This is a genomic window from Nocardia sp. IFM 10818, assembly GCF_054655275.1.
Genome location: NZ_BAAHJH010000001.1, coordinates 4795360 through 4815555, shown reverse-complemented (window position 1 = coordinate 4815555; position 20196 = coordinate 4795360). Strand labels below are relative to the sequence as shown.

General features: G+C 68.2%; 20 protein-coding genes and 1 pseudogene. 11 read left to right on the top strand and 10 right to left on the bottom strand.

The features are described from left to right. Window positions 1–89 precede the first annotated feature (89 nt). Window positions 90–1475, bottom strand: a complete 1386-nt coding sequence (locus tag ACYQ5L_RS22310) for an NAD(P)/FAD-dependent oxidoreductase (protein WP_459959860.1) — start codon at window positions 1473–1475, stop codon at window positions 90–92. A gap of 202 nt (window positions 1476–1677) precedes the next feature. Between ACYQ5L_RS22310 and ACYQ5L_RS22305 the strand changes: the two genes are divergently transcribed. The 6 genes from ACYQ5L_RS22305 to hisG all read left to right on the top strand — a co-directional run bounded on the left by ACYQ5L_RS22305 (window position 1678) and on the right by hisG (window position 7276). Continuing rightward, a complete protein-coding gene (locus tag ACYQ5L_RS22305; RefSeq protein ID WP_459959858.1) occupies window positions 1678–2571 on the top strand; it encodes a HalD/BesD family halogenase in 894 nt (297 codons plus the stop codon). Window positions 2572–2583: 12 nt separating this feature from the next. Continuing rightward, the gene (locus ACYQ5L_RS22300) at window positions 2584–3408 is read left to right on the top strand and encodes a class I SAM-dependent methyltransferase (protein ID WP_459959856.1); all 825 of its coding nucleotides are present in this window, start codon (window positions 2584–2586) and stop codon (window positions 3406–3408) included. After that, window positions 3405–5207 (top strand): choline/carnitine O-acyltransferase, encoded by a 1803-nt coding sequence (locus ACYQ5L_RS22295; protein WP_459959854.1) that lies wholly within the window; start codon window positions 3405–3407, stop codon window positions 5205–5207. Before ACYQ5L_RS22300 ends, ACYQ5L_RS22295 begins: the two co-directional genes overlap by 4 nt. Before the next feature lie 64 nt (window positions 5208–5271). After that, the gene (locus ACYQ5L_RS22290; protein ID WP_379194224.1) at window positions 5272–5853 is read left to right on the top strand and encodes a TerD family protein; all 582 of its coding nucleotides are present in this window, start codon (window positions 5272–5274) and stop codon (window positions 5851–5853) included. 199 nt (window positions 5854–6052) lie between these two features. Continuing rightward, on the top strand, window positions 6053–6316 hold the full coding sequence (locus tag ACYQ5L_RS22285) for a phosphoribosyl-ATP diphosphatase (protein WP_029923562.1): 264 nt from the start codon (window positions 6053–6055) through the stop codon (window positions 6314–6316). A gap of 108 nt (window positions 6317–6424) precedes the next feature. Further along, complete coding sequence (gene hisG / locus ACYQ5L_RS22280) at window positions 6425–7276, top strand: ATP phosphoribosyltransferase (protein ID WP_459959852.1); 852 nt, start codon at window positions 6425–6427, stop codon at window positions 7274–7276. 193 nt (window positions 7277–7469) lie between these two features. Here hisG and ACYQ5L_RS22275 read toward each other — a convergent pair whose 3' ends face one another. From ACYQ5L_RS22275 to ACYQ5L_RS22265, 3 genes and pseudogenes are all read right to left on the bottom strand, one after another. Further along, complete coding sequence (locus ACYQ5L_RS22275) at window positions 7470–8354, bottom strand: dihydrodipicolinate synthase family protein (RefSeq protein WP_459959851.1); 885 nt, start codon at window positions 8352–8354, stop codon at window positions 7470–7472. Between the two features lie 18 nt (window positions 8355–8372). Further along, window positions 8373–8834 (bottom strand): annotated as a pseudogene (locus ACYQ5L_RS22270) (aldolase); the annotation flags it as partial. Between the two features lie 142 nt (window positions 8835–8976). Next, entirely contained in the window at window positions 8977–9855 is an 879-nt protein-coding gene (locus ACYQ5L_RS22265; protein ID WP_459959849.1) for a RecB family exonuclease, read from the bottom strand. A gap of 84 nt (window positions 9856–9939) precedes the next feature. Here ACYQ5L_RS22265 and ACYQ5L_RS22260 point away from each other — a divergent pair, with 84 nt between their 5' ends. Next, window positions 9940–10773, top strand: coding sequence for a tRNA (adenine-N1)-methyltransferase (locus ACYQ5L_RS22260; protein ID WP_459959847.1), 834 nt, complete (start codon window positions 9940–9942; stop codon window positions 10771–10773). A gap of 3 nt (window positions 10774–10776) precedes the next feature. On the opposite strand, the gene ACYQ5L_RS22255 is transcribed toward ACYQ5L_RS22260, so the two are convergent. The 5 genes from ACYQ5L_RS22255 to ACYQ5L_RS22235 all read right to left on the bottom strand — a co-directional run bounded on the left by ACYQ5L_RS22255 (window position 10777) and on the right by ACYQ5L_RS22235 (window position 13447). Further along, the gene (locus ACYQ5L_RS22255; protein ID WP_459959846.1) at window positions 10777–11325 is read right to left on the bottom strand and encodes a hypothetical protein; all 549 of its coding nucleotides are present in this window, start codon (window positions 11323–11325) and stop codon (window positions 10777–10779) included. A gap of 281 nt (window positions 11326–11606) precedes the next feature. After that, on the bottom strand, window positions 11607–12101 hold the full coding sequence (locus ACYQ5L_RS22250; protein WP_459959844.1) for a Clp protease N-terminal domain-containing protein: 495 nt from the start codon (window positions 12099–12101) through the stop codon (window positions 11607–11609). A gap of 1 nt (window position 12102) precedes the next feature. Next, on the bottom strand, window positions 12103–12333 hold the full coding sequence (locus tag ACYQ5L_RS22245) for a hypothetical protein (RefSeq protein WP_379205041.1): 231 nt from the start codon (window positions 12331–12333) through the stop codon (window positions 12103–12105). A gap of 178 nt (window positions 12334–12511) precedes the next feature. Next, window positions 12512–12934 (bottom strand): MTB12 C-terminal domain-containing protein, encoded by a 423-nt coding sequence (locus tag ACYQ5L_RS22240; protein ID WP_459959842.1) that lies wholly within the window; start codon window positions 12932–12934, stop codon window positions 12512–12514. 51 nt (window positions 12935–12985) lie between these two features. Then, on the bottom strand, window positions 12986–13447 hold the full coding sequence (locus tag ACYQ5L_RS22235; RefSeq protein WP_459959840.1) for a WKL family lipoprotein: 462 nt from the start codon (window positions 13445–13447) through the stop codon (window positions 12986–12988). Between the two features lie 243 nt (window positions 13448–13690). On the opposite strand from ACYQ5L_RS22235, the gene arc reads away from it, so the two are divergent. Continuing rightward, entirely contained in the window at window positions 13691–15451 is a 1761-nt protein-coding gene (gene arc / locus ACYQ5L_RS22230) for a proteasome ATPase (RefSeq protein WP_459959838.1), read from the top strand. A gap of 352 nt (window positions 15452–15803) precedes the next feature. Further along, window positions 15804–17768 carry an NB-ARC domain-containing protein gene (locus tag ACYQ5L_RS22225; protein WP_459959836.1) on the top strand — a complete coding sequence of 655 codons (1965 nt, stop codon included), beginning with the start codon at window positions 15804–15806 and terminating at the stop codon, window positions 17766–17768. A gap of 112 nt (window positions 17769–17880) precedes the next feature. Here the strand turns inward: ACYQ5L_RS22225 and sigJ are convergent, their stop codons facing one another. Beyond that, the gene (gene sigJ / locus ACYQ5L_RS22220) at window positions 17881–18771 is read right to left on the bottom strand and encodes an RNA polymerase sigma factor SigJ (protein ID WP_459959835.1); all 891 of its coding nucleotides are present in this window, start codon (window positions 18769–18771) and stop codon (window positions 17881–17883) included. Window positions 18772–18926: 155 nt separating this feature from the next. On the opposite strand from sigJ, the gene ACYQ5L_RS22215 reads away from it, so the two are divergent. Further along, window positions 18927–19511, top strand: a complete 585-nt coding sequence (locus ACYQ5L_RS22215) for an NADPH-dependent FMN reductase (protein WP_459959833.1) — start codon at window positions 18927–18929, stop codon at window positions 19509–19511. Window positions 19512–19522: 11 nt separating this feature from the next. Further along, window positions 19523–20014, top strand: a complete 492-nt coding sequence (locus tag ACYQ5L_RS22210) for a nuclear transport factor 2 family protein (protein ID WP_459959832.1) — start codon at window positions 19523–19525, stop codon at window positions 20012–20014. Window positions 20015–20196: the final 182 nt, after the last annotated feature.

Genomic DNA, 20196 nt, shown 5'->3' with positions numbered 1-20196 from the left:
TCGGCGAGGATTGGAAACGGCGCGAACCGCCCTGGCGGACAACGAAAACGACACGGTTTCCGGGTGTGCTTGCAGCTGATTATTCGAGGTCAGCGGCCGGAGAGGAGGTTGGCCAGGCGCGCGATCCGGGAGGTGCGGGGCAGGTCGGATTCGCGGTGGTCGGCGGCGCGGTAGAGGGAGTACATGAGCTGGACGCCGAGCCAGCGCAGCGGTTCGGGTTCCCAGCGTCGGACGTGCCAGTCGACCCAGGGCAGGGTGGTGAGCTCGGTGTCGTGGCGCAGCAGCAGGTCGCGCAGAGTGCGGCCGGCGAGGTTGGCGGCGGCCACGCCGTGCCCGGTATAGCCGCCCGCGTAGCCGAGGCCGGTGGTGTGGTCGAGGACCACGGTCGAGCACCAGTCGCGGGGGACGGCCAGCACGCCGGACCAGGCGTGGGTGAGCGGGATCTCGGCGGTGGCGGGGAAGAGGTCGGCCAGCATGGCGCGCAGGACGTCGATGGTCCACTGCTGGGTGCGGCCGGCGGCATCGATGCGGCTGCCGTAGCGGTACGGTTTGCCGCGCCCGCCGAAGGCGATGCGGCCGTCGGCGGTGCGCTGGGCGTACATGTAGTAGTGGGCGAAATCGCCGAGGAGTTCGGCTCCCGCCCAATCGATTTCGCGCCAGACGTGATCGGGCAGGGGATCGGTGACGATCATGGAGCTGTTCATGGGCAGCCAGTCGCGGTGGTGCGCCGGGAGGGCCGCGGTGAAACCTTCGGTGGCGCGCAGGATGTAGTCGGCGGTCACGGTGCCGCGGCCGGTGATGGCGGCCGCGGAGCGGAAGGCGGTGCGCGGGCGGATGGCGTCCACGGTGGTGTTCTCGTAGATGGGCACGCCCAGCGCGCGGATCGTATCCGCCAGTCCGCGTGCGAGTTTCGCGGGCTGCACCCGGGCGCAGTGCGGTGTGAACAGCGCGCCGGTCGCCCCGGCGACGCGGATCCGCTCCCCGGGTACGAGCTCGCGCAGATCCTCCTCGCTCCACCCCCATTGCCGCGCGTGGGCGAGAGAATCGGCGAGCCGTCCCTGCTGGGCGGCATTGCGCGCCACCGTGATCTGTCCGCTCTTCACCAGATCCGCATCGATGCCCTCGGTGGCCGCGACACGCACGATCTCGTCGACGGTGTCGAACATGGCCCGCTGCAACCGCACCGCCGCGTCCCGCCCGCGCTTGCGGGCGTACGCCTCGGCCGAGCCGGCTATTTCCCCGACAACCCAGCCGCCATTGCGACCGGACGCCCCGTACCCGGCGAACTCCTGCTCCAGGATGACGATCCGCAGATCCGGTTGCGCCTGCTTCAAGTAGTAGGCCGTCCACAGCCCGGTGTACCCGGCCCCGACAATGCACACATCGGCCTGGGCGTGCCCGCTCAGCGGCGCGCCCGGTTCGACCGGGCCCGTCTCGCGGAACCAATACGACACCGAACCATTGACGAATGACATGAACAGCATCCTGAGCTATCGCGGAGCAGACGGCATCTCGGGGTGAATGCCCGATTCGAGCCAAGCGGGTGGAAGCTCACTGCGCAAGACTGCGCTCGCCAATTGTGTCACATGTAATCTCTTGGCACACAGGAAAAGTGAGTATCCACAATCGCGCATCATCCCGGGCGTGTCGCCGGAATTTATGGCCAGAATGGTCGGCATGGTTACGACAGGGGGTTGGGCAGACGCGTGCGATGCCAGGGGAACGGGCAACCCGGTGCCCGGTGTGGATACCGCGCGCTATCCGCTCGATGCCCCCGGCAGTGAACAGTGGGCAGCGGCGGTGCGGGCGGCGCGCGCGGAGCTGGCCGCCGACGGTTGCTGTGTGCTGCGCGGTTTCATCCGGCCCGCGGACGTCACCACCCTGCGCACCGAGGGCGTCGACCTCGCCCCGCACGCGTACTACACGGTGGAGCAGGTCAACGCCTACAACATTCCGCTCGACACCGACCTGCCCGCCGACCATCCCGGCCGCATCGTGCTGCACCGCGGAAACGCCTTCGTCGCAAGGGATCTGATCCCGCGCGCGGCGCTCATCCACCGCCTGTACGCCGATCCCCGCTTCCAGCGCTTCGTCGCCGACTGCTTCGGCCTCGACCGACTGCACGAGTACACCGATCCCCTGGCCGGCCTGTGCCTCAATGTCGTGGCCCCCGGCATGTCCCACCCCTGGCATTTCGACACCAACGAGTTCACCGTCAGCATGCTCACCCAGGAACCCGAATCCGGCGGCGTCTTCGAGTATTGCCCCAATATTCGCTCCCGCACCGCCGAGCATCTCGACGATGTGCGCGCGGTCCTCACCGGCCACGGCGAGCGGCTCATCCGCCGCCTCGAGCTACGCCCCGGCGATCTGCAACTGTTCCAGGGCCGCTTCTCCCTGCACCGCGTCGCCCCCGTGCGCGGTTCGACGCAACGCCATTCGGCCATCTTCGCCTACAGCGACACCCCCGGCGTGGTCGGCACCGCCGAGCGCACCCGCCAACTGTTCGGCCGCGTACTGCCGGACCATCTCGCCGCGAGCGGTGTGCGCGGCGACCGATTGCTCGACTGAGAGAGGACCAGCGTGCCGGTTTCCTTGCACAGCACCGGAAAAGCGTCATTCGACGATATCTACGATCGGCCCGACCCGCGCGAGTACTACGCGCGCATGTCCGAACTCGACTACCGGATTCCGGAGCTGGCCAAACCGCACTTCGAGCAATTCATCGCCGGCCACCGCGCCGGCACCGGCATCGCCGCGCCCACCGTCCTCGACATCGGCTGCTCCTACGGCGTGAACGCGGCCCTGCTGCGCCTGGACATGACCATGGCCGAACTCGCCGCGCACTACCGCGACTGCGGCACAGGCGATCTCGTGGAACACGACCGGAAACTGCTCGCCGCCCGCGACCGCCTGCCCGGCGTCCGCTTCATCGGCATGGACGCCTCCGCCCCGGCCCTGGACTACGCCCGCACCGCGGGTTTCCTGCACGCCACCGTGCACGCCGATCTGGAGACCGCCGACCCCACCGAGACCCAGCGCCGCGTCCTCGCCACCGCCGACCTGGTCATCTCCACCGGATGCGTCGGCTACATCACCGACCGCACCCTGCTGCGCGTGGCCGGGGCGCACGGTGGAAAACTGCCGTGGATGGCGCATTTCGTACTGCGCATGTTCTCCTTCGAACCCATTGCCGCGCGCCTGGGAGCCCTCGGCTACCGTACCGAGCGCGCCCCCGGTGCATTCCGGCAGCGCCGCTTCGCCTCTCCCGATGAACAGGCCCAGGTCCTGCAAACCCTGGAGGCGGGCGGCCTCGACCCCGCCGGCCTCGAATCCGACGGCTGGCTCTACGCCCAGCTCTATCTGTCCCGGCCGAATCTATCCACCGACCACGAGGACCACCCTTGAGCGAACGGACCTTCGCCCACGACGAGCAGCTGCCGCGGGTGCCGCTGCCCACCCTGGAGGAGAGCTGCACGCGTTTCCTGCACTGGTGCGCGCCACTGCTGACCAGCGCCGAGTACGCCGACACCGCGGCGACCATCGCGGATCTGCTGCGCCCCGACAGCCCGGCGCGCACCCTGCACGCCGATCTGCAGCGCTTCGACGCCGAACCCGGCGTGGGCAGCTGGCTGGACGAGTTCTGGCCGTCGCGGTATCTGGGGCGGCGCGATCGAATCGCATTGAACGCCAACTTCTTCTTCCTGTTCCGCGATGACACCGTGCTGGCCGCCTCCACCACCGCCGATCAGGCCGAGCGGGCCGCGGCCATCGTGACCGCCGCCGTCAACTACAAGCTGCGCCTGGACAAGGAGGAGATTCCGCCGGTCACCCAGCGCGGGCAGCGGCTGAACATGGCGCAGAACAAGTTCCTGTTCTCCGAGACCCGGATTCCGGGTGATCCGCAGGACACCGTGCGCGTGCCCTACAGCGCGGAATGGCCCGGACCGTCCCAGGCGCGGCACATCGTCGTCTTCTACCGCGGCAACATGTTCCGCATGGACGCCATCGGCCCGAACGGCGTCCCGCACACGCACGAGGATCTGACCGACGGTCTGCGCTCGGTCATGAAGGCGGGCGCGCGGCGGGCGGCGACCAGCTCCTCGCCCGGGCATCTCACCACGCTGGCCCGCGTCGACTGGGCGCCGGTGTACGCCGATCTGCGCGCCACGAACGCCGCCGCCCTCGACACCATCGAGACCGCCCTGTTCTGTATCTGCCTGGAGGACTTCGCACCCCGCGACACCCTGCACGCCTGCGATCAACTGCTGCACGGCGACAGCGGCAACCGCTGGTTCGACAAGGCCGTCTCCTTCATCGTCTTCGCCGACGGCCGCGCGGGCATCAATGTCGAACACTGCGGACTCGACGGCACCACCATCCTGTCCTTCGTCGACGTGCTGCTGGAATCCCCGGTCGCCGAGCACGCCGCGCAATCCGGCGCGCAACCGCAGGGCCTGCCCGCCACCGAGCCGATCGAGTTCACCCTCGACGCCGAGCAGAAGTCGACCGTCGCCTCCGCCGCCGCGTCCTTCGCCCAGTACGCGGCCGAGAACGCCACCAGCGTGGTCTCTTTCGACTTCGGCACCGGCCGCATCAAGAAGCTCGGGATCTCGCCCGACGCCTTCGCGCAGCTGAGCTATCAGCTCGCCCACAAGCGCAGCAAGGGCCTGACCGGCGCCACCTACGAATCCATCGCCACCCGGCAGTACCGCAACGGCCGCACCGAGGCCATGCGCGTGGTGACGCCGGAGATCCTGGACTTCGTGGCCACCATGGCCGATCCCGGGGCCGATGCCGACCGCAAACGCGCCGCCGTGCAGGCGGCCGCCGCGGCGCACGTGCAGCGCGCCCAGGAATGTCAGCGCGGCGAAGCGCCCGAACAGCATTTGTGGGAGCTGCAACTCATTCAGCGGCGGCGTGGCGCGCAGCTGCACGCGGATGCTCCGATGGCGTTCTACGACAGCCCCGGCTGGCGGATCGCGCGCGACGACTATCTGAGCACCAGTTCCGCGCCGTCGGTGAATATCGAGTACTTCGGTTTCGGATCGACCAGCCAGCGATGCATCGGCGTCGCCTACGTGTTGCTGCCCGACCGGTGGAATCTCTACCTCGCCACGCCGAAATCGGTTGCGGAGCAAATGCACGGCTTCGCCGAGCAGCTGCGCGGCGCGGTGGCCGAACTGGCGGAGCTGCTGGCGGTGTGATCGAAACCATCCGTTAAAACGGTGCACCCCACCGCGATCCGCAAACGCCGGTAGTGTGGCAAGCGTGATTACGCTTCGGAAAGAAGACGGCGCAGCGGATCTCGGTGGGATCACCAAGATGAGTGTGGGCGTCAGCTGGGACCCGTCCTCCGGCGCGAGCGGTGGGGTGCTGGGTCTGGCCCGCCGCAAGAAGGGCGTCGACCTGGATCTGATCGCCATTCTCATGCAGGGCACCGAGCCGGTGCGCTTCGCCGGGCTGGACTCGCTCGATCCGCTCGGCAATGGTTCGGTGGTGCACACCGGCGACGAGCAGACCGGCGCCGCCTCCGGCGACGACGAGACCGTGCACGTCACCTTCGGCAATGTGCCGCAGGCCATCGACGCCATCATCTTCGTCGCGGCCGCCTTCAAGAAGGGCTCCAGCTTCGAGAAGGCCAACAACATCTCCTTCAAGATCTACGACGCCACCGGCGGCAGCACCCAGCAGGTCGCCGACATCTGGCCGTCCCTGCTCGGCGCCGACAATGCCAATGCCATCGCCCGCGCCTTCCGCACCGGACCCAACTGGCAGCTCGAGGTCCTCGACCGCAAGGGCAAGATCAAACAGGGCGATATGCAGGCCCTGCTGCGCTTCGCCATGGCGTAGACGCTTCCCGCAGCAGAGACAGACCGCCCGGCCGCATGAACTGTGGCCGGGCGGTTGGCTGTGCGGGGAGGGGGGCAGGCCACCGGGGCCGGGGCGATGTGGTCGAGGGGGAGGGCAGACCGGGGCAATGTGGTCGAGCGGTTCGCGCAGACCGGGCGAATTGCAGGGTGTTCGCGGTCATCTGCGAGAATGTCTTCCCGTGAAATCTTTCGAAGCCCTGTTCGCCGAGCTGCAGGATCGTGCCGTCAATCGTCCGGAAGGTTCCGGCACCGTCGCCGCCCTGGACGCCGGCGTGCATGCGCAGGGCAAGAAGGTACTGGAGGAAGCCGGCGAGGTGTGGCTCGCCGCCGAGCACGAGAGCGATGAATCCCTCGCCGAGGAGATCTCCCAGCTCTTGTATTGGGTGCAGGTTCTGATGGTGGGCCGCGGACTGCGGCTCGAGGACGTTTACCGACATCTGTGACGCGCCGATTCTTCGGCCACCGCGCCGGCACGGCCGCCAGCGTGGTGCGACCGAATCCCTCGCGACCACCGACCGATCGTCCTCCGACCCGTCCCGAAAGGACCCCCTATGCTTCGCGTCGCCGTCCCCAATAAGGGCGCCCTCTCCGAATCCGCCGTCGCCATCCTCTCCGAGGCGGGCTACCGCAAGCGCACCGATTCGCGCGAGCTGAGCGTGCTCGACCCGGCCAACCAGGTCGAGTTCTACTTCTTGCGCCCCAAGGACATTGCCATCTACGTCGGCTCCGGCGAACTGGATCTCGGCATTACCGGCCGCGATCTCGCCCTGGATTCCGGGGCGCCCGTCCAGGAACGCCTGGCGCTCGGCTTCGGCCGCTCCACCTTCCGCTACGCCGCCCCCGCGGGCCGCGATTGGAAGGTCGAGGACCTCTACGACAAGCGCATCGCCACCTCCTATCCGAATCTGGTGCTGGCCGATCTGCAGAAGCGCGGCATCGAGGCCGAGGTCATCCGCCTCGACGGCGCGGTGGAGATCTCCATCCAGCTCGGCGTGGCCGACGCCATCGCCGATGTGGTCGGCTCCGGCCGTACGCTGCGCCAGCACAACCTGGTCGCGTTCGGCGACACCCTCTGCGATTCCGAGGGCGTACTCATCGAGGCCAAGGGCGCCGATCAGCGCGACAAGGTCCGCAACCAGCTCGTGGCGCGCATCCAGGGCGTGGTCTTCGCCCAGCAGTACCTGATGCTCGACTACGACTGCCCGAAGGAGCTGCTCGACGCCGCGGTCCGCATCACCCCGGGCCTGGAGTCGCCGACGGTCTCCCCGCTCACCGATCCGGACTGGGTCGCCGTGCGCGCGCTGGTGCCGCGCAAGAACGGCAACGAGCTCATGGATCAGCTCGCGGAACTGGGCGCGAAGGCCATCCTGGCCACCGACATCCGGTCCTGCCGCGCCTTCTGAATCGAGTCCATACGCGATCGCGCCCGCTGCGGAGGAATCCGCAGCGGGCGCGATCGCATCGAGCGCCTGGTCGACGTTCTCCTCGTCATTCCGGCGTGCCTTTGGCCGGAATCCACCCGGAGGAGCGAGATCCCGGCCAAAGGCACGCCGGGATGGCCAGTGGGTCTAGTGGTGGGAACTTCTACCCGGGCGCTCAGCGCGTGGCAGCCGCTATCAGCGTGGTCAGCTGCTCGGTCGTCTCCGCATCGAGCGGCAGCAGCGGGCGGCGGGGTTCGCCCGCGTCGATGCCCAGGCCGCGCAGGCCCGCTTTGACCGTCTTCGGCAGGCCGCGGCTGACCAGCAGGGTCAGCAGCGGTCGCAGGCGGTCGAACTGTGCGGCCGCCTTCTCGGTGTCGGCGGTGTCGAGCAGCCGCCAGAGCTCCACCACCTGCTCGGGCACCAGACACGGTGCGGCCGTGCACCATCCGGCCGCGCCCGCCGCATGGGCGCGCAGCGCGAGCGGATTGCTGCCATTGAAGAACGGAATCCGGCCGCCGCCCAGTTCGGCGATGCGATGCATGCGGGCGATGTCGCCGCTGGATTCCTTGATCATGCGGATATTGGTGACGTTCTGGACCAGGTCGACCAGGAACTCCGGTGACATGTCGATTCCGGTGGTGCCCGGGTTGTTGTAGACCATCACCGGCAGCGACACCGAGTCGGCCACGGCCGTGAAATGTTCGCGCAGTTCGTCTTCCGAGAGCTTCCAGTACGCGATCGGCAGCACCATGATGGCGTCGGCCCCGCAGCGCTGCGCGAACCGCGCCCGGGCAATGGCGCCCGCGGTCGTGAGCTCGGACGCGCCGACGATCACCGGCGCCCGCCCGGCCACGTGTTCCACGGTGGCGGCCGCGACGGTTTCCCATTCGGCATCGTCGAGATAGGCGCTCTCACCCGTGCTGCCCAAGGGGGCGATGGCATCGACCCCGGCGTCGATCATGCGGTCCAGCAAGGTCTGCAGCACGGCGGTATCGACGCCGCCGGTAGGGGAGAAGGGCGTCACCGGGTAGGCGACAATGCCGCGGATATTGTCGGTCATCGTGAATCCTTGTCCTGCTCAGTCATTTTCGAAGGTATCAGGGTGATTGCGCAGCGCCCGCCGCGCGTAGTAGGCGAAATTGGCCTGACTGCGCCGCGGCGTCAGCGTCCAGTCGTGCGCCTCCCGGGCCAGTCGCGGCGGCAGCGGCTTGATCTCCCCGGCCGCCATGGCCAGCAGCTGCAATTCGGCGGCGCGCTCGATGAGATGCGCCAGCGAGCACGCCTCCTCGATGGTCGCCCCGACCGCCAGCTGACCATGGTGGGCCAGCAGAATCGCCCGCTTGTCGCCCAGCGCGGCGGAGATGATCTCGCCCTCCTCGTTGCCGACCGGCACGCCCGGCCAATCCGGCAGGAAGGCGCAGTCGTCATAGAGCGGGGCGATATCCATCTGCGAAACCTGCAGCGGCACTTCGAGCATGGACAAGGCCGCGCAGTGCTTGGGATGGGTGTGCACGATGCAGTTCACCTCCGGCCCAGGGCGACAGCCTCTACTTCGCCGCCACCACCCCGCACCGCATCCGGTCGATCTCGCCGGAGCGGGCCCGCCTCATGGTCGTGGTCGGCGAACGCGATGACGCCGAGCACCCGCCCCGCGACGCCCCGCGCTGATTCCCGGGCGTCGCCTACGGCAGCTCTGGGTCGAATTCGGGGAGCTGTTCCGGGAAAGGCGGTGGGGTGCCGCCGAATTCGGGGCAGAGGGGCTTGAATTCGCAGTAGTCGCAGAGCCAGCTGCGGCTGGGTGGGAAGTCCTTGGTGGTGACGGCTGTTCTGATGGCTTCCCAGAGGGCGGTGACGATGCGCTCGAAACGCAGGAGTTCGTCGGCGTCCGGTTCGTAGGTGAGGACCTGGGCGTCGGCCAGGTACATCAGGCGCAGCTGGTCGGGGGCCTTGCCGAGGGTGCGCAAGAGGACCAGGGCGTAGAACTTCAGCTGGAACAGGGCGCGGGTCTCGTAGGCGGGGGTGGGGGCGCGGCCGGTTTTGTAGTCGACTATGCGGACCTCGCCGGTCGCGGAGCGGTCGATGCGGTCGACGAAGCCGCGCAGGGGGACGCCGTCGGGGGATTCGGTTTCGATGAGCGCCTCGAGCGATTCCGGTTCGACTGCGCGGGGGTCCTCGAGGCCGAAATACACGCCGACGAGCTCACGCACCTCGCCGAGGAAGGCCGCGAGGTCCTCGCCGGTCACCAGTTCACCGGCCTCCGGGCGCTGTTCGAGCAGTCGCGCCCACGACGGTTCGATCAGTTCCGCGGCGTGCTCGAGATCCCGCTCACCCGCCGGCAGGCCGAACAGCGCCTCCAATACCGCGTGCACCAGGGTGCCGCGCACCGCCATGCGCGAGGGCGGCTCCGGGATGCGATCGATGGCGCGCAGCCGATACTTCAGCGGGCACTGTTTGAAATCGATTGCCCGCGAAGGAGACAGCGCGAGCCGGCGCGCCTTCTCGGGTGCTGCGGGGCCGACGTCGCCCGCGTCGTCCGGGGTAGTGATCGCGGGAACCGACATACCTGGCAGGCTAGACGCCGGCACCGACAAGGTGTGAAACGAATCGAAGCAGCAATTTCGCAGCGACGCACGGAACGGAGATTCATGACGGCCAGACCGACCGGCCCCTTCCAGATCGGTGACCGGGTACAGCTGACCGACGCCAAGGGACGCAAGTTCACGGTGCATCTGGAGGCGGGCGCGTTCTTCCACACGCACGCCGGCCCCATCGCTCACGACGACCTCATCGGCGCGGACGAGGGTTGCGTGGTGAACTCCGCCAAGGGCACCCCGTATCTGGCGCTGCGACCGCTGCTCACCGACTACGTGCTGTCCATGCCGCGTGGCGCCGCGGTCATCTACCCCAAGGACGCCGCCCAGATCGTGCACGAGGGCGATATCTTCCCCGGCGCCAAGGTGCTCGAGGCCGGTGCGGGCTCCGGCGCGCTGACCTGCTCGCTGCTGCGCGCGGTCGGCCCGGAGGGCAAGGTCATCTCCTGGGAGATCCGCGAGGACCACGCCGAGCACGCCGTCAAGAATGTCGAGCGCTTCTTCGGCGAACGCCCCGACAACTGGGAACTCACCCTCGGCGATGTCGCGGAGTACTCCGGTGAGCAGGTCGACCGCGTCATCCTCGACATGCTCAAGCCGTGGGACACCCTCGACGCGGTCTCCAAGGCGCTCATCCCCGGCGGCGTGCTCATGGTCTACGTCGCCACCACCACCCAGATGTCCGAGGTGGTCGAGCACCTGCGCCGCCAGGGCTGCTGGACCGAGCCCCGTGCCTGGGAATCCATGGTGCGCGGCTGGCACGTGGTCGGCCTGGCCGTCCGCCCCGAACACCGCATGCAGGGCCACACCGCCTTCCTGGTGAGCGCCCGCCGCCTCGCCGACGGCGTCACCGCCCCGCGCCCGCAGCGGCGGCCGTCCAAGGGCTGATTTTCAGGCGCGGGGATGCACACGGGAGTTCGTGTGCAGATACCGCGCCTGTCCACGGAGGTGTGGGGGCTTCGCCCCCACCGCCTCACCCGCCCGCGCATCGTGGACGTCGTAGATCGCCACCGTCTGCGTGTCCTCCAGCGGATCGTCCGACGGCATCAGGAAATGCGTCTCGCTCACCGGAAGCAGCCGGTAGACGAGGCGTTCCGGCTTGCCCATGAACTGGGCGTGCATCGGATTCAGGAAGAGCGTGAGACGGAGTTCGTCATCCTCCGCCGTCACCTCGAAACGCGTGCCCGGCCGCGCATACACGCCCGTGTACCTGGACGGGTCGAGCCGCAAGGCCGGATCGGGCCGCGGCAACTCCGGCACGGTCGGCGCGCCCAGACCGGGCAGGATGAGATCGAACACCTTCTTGTAGAAGGATTCTCGCGGCGAACCGTTCGTCAGCAGGGTGAGGGCCAGATTCTGCGCGGGCAGGATCCGCAGCCGTGCGTTCTGCCCGATGGTGCTGCCGTCGGACGCGTAGAGGTCTGCCCGCCCCAGTCGCACACCATGAGCCCCAGCGCCCATTCCGGCCCGAACATGTACGGATCAGGGAGGGGGACACGGGAATTCAGCATCTCCCGCACGGCCGCCTCCGACACGATGCGCGCGCCGTCCGGCGCTCGGCCGCCGTCGAGGAACACGTGCGCCAGGGAGAGCACACTTGGTGCCCTTGGGAAGCCGCCCATGCGCCTGCTTCAGCGCATTCCAGTACCCATCGTTGTCCGTGACCGTGGACACGGCCATCACATGCGGGCGCGCGGCACTGCTGAATCCCATGATGTCTCCTACTCCGATTCGCCGAGCGCGGCCCGGACCTGGTTGACGAGTTCGGTGCGATCCACTCCGGCGGCGGCCAGGGCGCGCGGCACCGTGCCGACCTCGGCGCGCAGAATGGCCAGCAGCAGATGCGCCGGGCGCAGTTCACGTTTCGCGTACGAGGTCATCATGCGTTCGAACACGAGCTTGCCGCTGGCCCCCAGGGTGTCCGCGGCACTCTGTCGCGCAACGGGTTCGGGGAGGTCTGCGGCTCGTGCCGCGACGCCCGCCACCGCGAGGCTCTGCTCGAATTCCCGGTCCAGTGCGGCGCTGATGCCGTCGTGGTCGAGCCCGGCCGCGGCCAGGACGGCCTGCGGTTCGGTGCCGTCCTGGCGGGTGATGGCCAGCAGCATGTGCTGCGCCTCGATGGTCGCCGAACCGTCCCGCTGCGCCTCCCGTCCGGCCTGCTCGATGACCGAGCCGAGATAGACCTGGAACGGGTCGTGCTTGTCGAACAACGACATATCAGCGCCTCCTGAGCGTGACGCCCGCGGCAATGAGCCGCTTGGCGTGCTTCTTGTGCACCGCCTGACGAGTGATCCCCAGCGCCTCGGCGACCTGCGGCCAGCTCCAGCCGGACCGCATGGCCTCTTCCACCGCGACGTCCTCGAGCCGATCGGCCAAGCGCCGCAAGGCGACTACGGCCGCGAGCCGGCCCGCGGGATCGGTCGAATCCGGGATCTCCATGGCAGCCATATAAGCAACCGTAGTTGACTAAATGGTTTTTAGTCAACCAAAGTTGCTTAACCTGGACCGGCTGAAACGCCGCGGTCGCGTCGACCACGGGCGGCGGCGCCATCGCGGCCCCGAAATGCCGAGAGCCCCCGCCACGACTGTGGCGGGGGCTCTCGTTCGTTCGCCGGCGGTACGCCCGTCAGCAGGGCGCCTTGCCCAGGCCGAGGATCATGCACCCGGTGCTCTCCGATAGCCGCCAGCTGCCGTCCACGTACTGCCAGCTCATCGGCACGCCCGGCATGGTCCCGTGCGGCGAGGAGATGGCCACGGAGGCATTCGCGTTGTCACCGTCGACCTGCACGCCCGACACGCCCCAGCCGATATGGCCGTAGCCGTCCAGCTTGGCGGTCATGGTGTCGATATTGCTCGCTCGCTGGTCGCCGCCGACCATCAACTGCGTCTTGTCGGCGGTCGGCACGCCCGGATCGGTGAACCGATCGAGCGTCGACTGCAACTGCTCGGGAGACGGCGCGGGCGCGGCGGTGGCCGATCCCATACCCGAGACGAGAGCGGCGACCGCGCCCGCGGCGGCCAGAGAAATCCGGACAGATCGAGCAAGCATCAACAAACGTGCCTTTCGTGTCGAACTGGGTAATACGGGAGGGCTATGGAATCACGGCTGGCAGGCCGCGCGTGCCATGCCCAGGATGGTGCAGGCGCCCGCGTCGGAGAGCTTCCACGCGCCGTCGGAGTACGCGAAGCTCATCGGGACGTCGGGCATGGTGCCGTGTGGCGAGGTGACCGACACCTTGGCGTCGGCCTTGGCGCCGTCGGCCTCGACTTCGCCCACGGCGAACGTGACCTGATAGTTCGCCAGGCCCTTGTTCATGGTCTCGATCAGAGCCACCCGCTTGTCCCCGTCCACGACGAGTTTCGCCTTGTCGGCGGCCGGTTTGGCAGGGTCGGCGAAGGCGGTCAGCACACCCTGCAATTCGGCCGCGGTGGGCGCGGGCGCGGCGGCTTGCTGTGCCGAAGTGCTGGCGGAAGTGGCCGACTCGGTGGAATTGTTCTTGTCGTCGGAACCGCAGCCGGTCAAGGTTGCGGTAGCGGCAACCGCTGCGGCGGCGATAGCCACGGAAACACGAAGCGTCCGCGTGACGTTGCGCATACCAGGAGTCCGACTGGTGGGAAGGAGCATCAACGGCACCCTTTCGGCTCGGCCGGCGGTTAACTCGCCGGAAACAGGTTAGGGCAGGCTAACATGCTGGTTCGGCCCGCGAGCCGCAGCCTAGATGTGATCACGACGAAACCATGTCGGAAAGCGAGAACGGTTATCGCCCGGTAGCGTTGATAGACCGGGACTGGGAGGAGCAGCATCATGAGCCCCATCGAACATTCGGATTCGGCAGCCTGGAGGGAACTCGAGGCAGTACGTGCCGAGGCGGCTGCACTCCGGAGGCAACTCGCCGACTCGCCGGATCGCACACGGGAATTGGAAGCGCGCATCGATTCGCTGACGATTCGCAACACCAAGTTGATGGACACCCTCAAAGAGGCGCGGCAGCAACTGGTCGCCCTGCGCGAGGAAGTCGACCGGCTCGGCCAGCCACCGAGCGGTTACGGCGTCCTGATCGGTGTGTACGACGATCAGACGGTCGATGTGTTCACTTCCGGGCGCAAGATGCGACTGACGTGCTCACCGAATATCGACACGACCACCCTCACCTATGGGCAGACCGTTCGGCTGAACGAAGCGCTCACCGTGGTGGAGGCCGGACTTTTCGATCAAATCGGTGAAATCGGCACGCTGCGCGAGATTCTCGACGACGGGCGCCGCGCGCTGGTCGTCGGGCATGCGGACGAGGAGAGGGTGGTCTGGCTCGCCGGCCCGCTCGCCGAGCTCGTCGACGCCGATGATCTGGAGGATCCGGATCGGCCCATTCGCAAACTGCGGCCGGGTGATTCGCTGCTGGTCGACACCAAGGCCGGCTTCGCCTTCGAGCGGATTCCCAAGGCCGAGGTCGAGGACCTGGTGCTGGAGGAAGTGCCGGATGTGGACTACCACGACATCGGCGGCCTGTCGCGGCAGATCGAGCAGATCCGCGACGCGGTGGAACTGCCGTTCCTGCACAAGGATCTGTTCCGCGAGTATGCGTTGCGCCCGCCCAAGGGCGTGCTGCTCTACGGTCCGCCCGGTTGCGGTAAGACCTTGATCGCCAAGGCCGTTGCCAACTCCCTGGCGAAGAAGATCGCCGAGGCGCGCGGTGAGGACGCCAAGGAGGCCAAGTCCTACTTCCTCAATATCAAGGGTCCCGAGCTGCTCAACAAGTTCGTGGGCGAGACCGAGCGCCATATTCGGATCATCTTCCAGCGGGCTCGTGAGAAGGCCAGCGAGGGCACTCCGGTGATCGTGTTCTTCGATGAGATGGACTCGATCTTCCGCACCCGCGGTTCGGGCGTGTCCTCCGATGTGGAGACCACCGTGGTGCCGCAGCTGCTGTCGGAGATCGACGGTGTCGAGGGTCTGGAGAACGTCATCGTCATCGGCGCCTCCAACCGCGAGGACATGATCGACCCGGCCATCCTCCGTCCCGGACGCCTGGACGTGAAGATCAAGATCGAGCGCCCCGATGCCGAAGCGGCGCAGGACATCTTCTCCAAGTACCTCACGGAGACGCTGCCCCTGCACGCCGAGGACCTGCAGGAGTTCGACAATGATCGCGGCAAGTGCGTGCAGGCCACCATCGAACGCGTGGTGGACCGCATGTACGCCGAGAGCGAGGACAACCGCTTCCTGGAGGTCACCTACGCCAACGGTGACAAGGAGGTCCTGTACTTCAAGGACTTCAACTCCGGCGCCATGATCCAGAACATCGTGGACCGGGCCAAGAAGTACGCCATCAAGGCCGTTCTCGAAACCGGCAACCCGGGCCTGCGCATCCAGCATCTCTACGATTCGATCGTGGACGAGTTCTCCGAGAACGAGGACCTGCCCAACACCACGAATCCCGATGACTGGGCTCGCATCTCGGGCAAGAAGGGCGAGCGCATCGTCTACATCCGGACCCTCGTGACCGGGAAGAACGCCTCCGCCAGCCGGGCCATCGACACCGAGTCGAATACCGGCCAGTACCTGTAATCGGAACCAGGGAAGGGCGCGCCTCCATCGGAGGCGCGCCCTTTCGTCTGCGGACCCGCCGTGCGTTTCCCGCGGATGCCGTGCGCCGCAGTGGGTCTCGGCGCAAGGGGCCGTTGTTGTCCACTGCCACACCCGAATACAGCGGTCAGGGCCCGGTGGAGACCTACCTGTTCGACGCCGCCACCCACCACGGTCTTCCTGAGCATTCGCCGCGCGTCAGCAGTCTGCCGAGCCCCGCGGGCCGCCGCCGAGCGCCGTCGCCCGGCCAGCGGTGCTCGCCGCGTCCGGGGGCGGTGCCCGCGAGCAGCCGAAACCTGTTGGTGGCTGTCGCAGTTGGTGTGACCATAGAGGCATGCGTAGGCGGCGCACCGGCGAGTCGTGGCGCATTCGGCTGGGGTGGATCCTGCTCGGCACGGCCATGGCAATTCTCCTGGTGGCCTTGCCGGTCTGGGCGGTAGCGACCGGCGACGTGAACAAGGTTGCGGGATGGGCGAATATCCTCGCCCTGCCGGTCTCGGCGCTCGGTCTGGTGCTGCTGGTGGTCGAGACCCGTTCGGCGCAAACAGCACAGCCCGAGCGGCGGCGGCCATGGATGGCGCCGCCGCTGGACCGGATGATCGAGCGCCCCGAGCTGGGGGAGCGGCTGCTGGCGGCATTGACCACACCGGGAGTGTCCGAGGTGGGTCTGAGCACCGGGCTGCACGGTGCGGGCGGCCTCGGCAAAACCCGCTTGGCGACCTGGGTGTGCCACCGGCCGGAGGTCGAGCGCCGGTACCCGGGCGGACTGTTGTGGGTCACCGTCGGGCAGGAGGCGCGGGGCGCGGACCTGGCCGCACGAATCAACGACCTGACCGCGACCCTGGCCGGCGGGGAACGACCGATGCTGTCGGATCCGGACGCGGCCGGTGCCGAACTGGGCCGGCAACTCGACACGGGCCACCCGGTGCTGCTGGTGGTCGATGATGTGTGGGAAGACTGCCAGCTGCGCCCCTTCCGCTTCGGCGGGCGCGACTGCACCCGGCTGGTCACCACCCGCATCCCCGATCTGCTTCCGCCCACCAGTGGCCGCATCTGCGTCGATGTGATGTCGCAGGTGCAGGCGCAGCAGCTGATCGCCGACGGCGTAACCGGCCTCTCCTCGGAACAGATTGCGCGGCTTGCGAATCTGGCCGGCCGCTGGCCGGTGCTGCTGAACCTGGTCAACGCCGCACTACGCCGGCGGATAGCGCGCGGGCAGCCTGCCGAACTCGCGGCCGAGGACATCACCTACCGCCTGTCGGTCGAGGGCCCGGCGGCCTTCGATCCCGCCCGCGCCGACGACCGCGGCCGCGCGGTCGCCGCAACGGTGCAAGCCAGCCTGGCCCTGCTGACGCCCGCCGACCGCGAACGCTGCCTCGACCTGGCGATCTTCCCCGAGGACGTCGACATCCCACTGACCGTGCTCCGCCTGTTGTGGACCGGCGGGGAAGTCGAGTCGACCTGCGAAGAACTGGCGAGCCTGGGCTTGGTCAGCGACTACCGCCTCGACCCGCCGGGCCCGCGACTGGTCGTGCACGATGTCGTGCGCGCGCACCTGCGCACGCGCCGCACCACCACCGAACAGGCTGCCGCCCATGCCCAGTTGGTCGACGCAGTCTCCACCCAACTCCCCGCGCACGGGCCCGGAGCGCCCCAACCGTGGTGGCTGCTGCCCGCGAATATCGACTATCTGTGGCGGTACCTGCCCTACCACCTGCATCACGCGCGGCGAGACGATCTGCTCGTGGCGCTACTGCGCGATCTGCGGTGGACCGAAGCGAAGGCTCGCAGATTCGGTTCGGCGGTGAGCGTGGAAGCCGATCTGGCACTTGTGGATACGCCCACCACGAACGCATTGCGGGAAGCGCTGCACCGGATCGGGCACCTGCTCGGCCCGATCGACCCGCCGGCCGCGCTCGGCGCAACCCTGGCCAGTTGGCTGCGCGGCGTCACCGGACTCGACGAGATCGTCGACCGCTACCGTGCGTCCCTGCCGCGACCACGGCTGGAGCTGGCAGCACCGGCGGCCACCCGGCCACCCGCCGCCGCACTCGGTGATGCCTCGGGCTCGGCCGGGCACCTCGGCGAGGTGACCAGCTGTGCGTTCTCCCCGGACGGAACGCTGCGCGCCACCGCGAGCACCGACGGAACGGTGCGCATCTGGGGAGTGGCGGACGGTTCCTGCCGTTGCGCCCTGCGCTTTCCCGGCCCCGTGGTCGGCATCGCGTGGCATCCCGATATGACGAGGCTGTGCGTCACCGGTGGAGCCGGCGCCCACACGATCGACTACCTCCCGTGAATCCTTCTTGTGCGCAACGCAGTTCGAATGCTCATGGCCACGGGTCGTGAGCGAACTCGGCGCGGGTGCGGTGCAGGTGTCGCGCGCGGAATCGTCGAAGCTCGCGCGGTACTCAGTGCGCCGTCCAGGGACGGAGTTTCTCCGGGTTGCGGATCACCCAGATGCGGGTGATGCGGTCGTCGGCGAAATCGAACGCGTAGACCGCGACCACCTCCCCGGCCAGCTCGGCTACCAGGCCGGGCTGGCCGTTCACGGTGCGTTCGAGGAGGGCGACTCCGGAGCGCTGGGCGGCGATTTCCATCCAGGCGCCGGCGATGTTCTCGGCGCCGGTGATGGGGTCGCGGAAGGCGGGGACCAGGCCGCCGCTGTCGGCGGTGGCGATCGCCTGGGGGTCGAGCAGGCCGATGAGGGCCGCGATATCCCTTGTGTCCCAAGCTTCTTTGAAACCGCGGACGATATCGGCGCGATGCGTGGCGGAGGGGGCGTCGGCGGTGCGGATGCGGCGGCGGGCGCTGGAGGCGAGCTGGCGGCAGGCGGCGGGGGTGCGGCCGACGATATCGGCGACTTCGGCGAAGGAGTAGCGGAAGACGTCGTGCAGCACGAAGGCGACGCGTTCGGCGGGGGTCATGGAGTCCAGGACGACGAGGAAGGCCATGCTGATCGACTCGTCGAGGGTCACGCGGTCGGCCGGATCGGCGGGGACGGGACCGCTGAGCCATTCGGAGCGGTCGGGCACCGGTTCCGGAATCCATTCGCCGACATAGCGTTCGCGCCGGGCGCGGGCGGAGCCGAGCAGGTCGAGGCAGATGCGGCTGGCCACCGTGGTGAGCCAGGCGCCCGGTGCGGTCACGTCCTCGCGCTGCCGGTCGGAGAGCGCGTACCAGCGGCTGTAGGTCTCCTGCACCACGTCCTCGGCCTCGGCCAGGGAGCCGAGCAGCCGGTAGGCGAGGTTGAGCAGTTGCCGGCGTTCGCTGATCACCGCGCTCAGCTGCGGGTCGGTCATGGTGTCGGCTCCTTCGGTCGATGCGGCCTCATCCCTATCGACGAAACAGGGAGCCGAAGTGTGAGGCGTCCCGGCACGTGCGAGGCGGCCTGACATTCCGATCGGCTGTGTCGTCGGAAAGGTGTCACACATTCGGAAGCGTAGGAGTTTCGACCATGACCAGAATCGGCATCATCCTCGGCAGCACCCGGCCCAATCGCAAGGGGCCGCAGGTCGCGCAATGGGCTCTGGAAGCGGCAGCGCAGCGCGGCGACGCCGAGTTCGAGCTGATCGACCTGCGCGAGCACCCGCTCCCGCATCTGGACGAGGCGGTGCCGCCGATGTTCGGCCCGTCCGTCCACGAGCACACGCGCGCCTGGGCCGAGCGGCTGGCGCCGTTGGACGGCTTCGTCGTCGTGACCCCCGAATACAACTTCGGCGCTCCGGGCGTGCTGAAGAACGCCCTCGACCACGCCTTCGCCGAGTGGAGAAATAAGGCGGTCGGATTCGTTTCCTACGGCGTGAACGGCGGCGTCCGCGCGGTGGAGCATTTGCGCCCGGTCTGCTGCGGCCTGGGGATGGCCGTGGTCGGCTACCCGGTCGTCATCTCGCTGCTCACCGATTTCGTGAACCACACCGACTTCCAGCCGGGCGAACACCACGCCAAGGCCCTGAACACCATGCTGGACGGGGTCGTGTCCTGGAGCGGCGCCCTCGCGCCACTGCGGCAGCCCGCCGAAACCACCCTCGTCAATTCCTGAAGGACCCGATCATGTCCGCTTCCCCCGACCTCCGCGCTCTCACCGACCGCCTCGAAATCGAAGCCCTCTGCGCGCAATTCACCGACGCGGTGATGATGCACGACTTCCACCGCCTGGCCACGCTGTTCACCGACGACGCCGTCCTGCGCATTCCCGACGCCGGCATCGAAGTGGCCGGCCGCGCGCAATTCGAGCCCGGCATGCGCCGCATGCAGGACGCCTGGGACTACTTCGTCCAGCACACCCACCCCGGTACGACCACCATCGACGGCGACACCGCCGCCGGCCGCGCCCACATCTGCGAGTTCGGCCGATTGCGCAACGGCAGCTCGCATCTGAACTACGCCATCTACCACGACCGCTACCGCCGCACCGCCGACGGCTGGAAGTTCACCGAACGCGTCTACGAGATCCGCTACCTCGACAACTCGCCGCTGCCGGGCTCCCCGCCGGGAGCGGACGGCGCGGGCGTGGACATCGACGCCGTGCAACAACACGGGTGATCGCGCACAGCCTGTAGACCGGAAACCGCAGGGGCACGCCCGCATCCGGAAAGCGCGCCCTGCCGCGCAGGACGGCTGCAATCCGCCCCGCCTTTCATTTCCGCTGGTCTGTTTTCAAACGCGCTGTTACAGTCGCGCCGTAAGCACTGCACCACAAGGGCTTTCGTTTGCTTGGCAGTTGC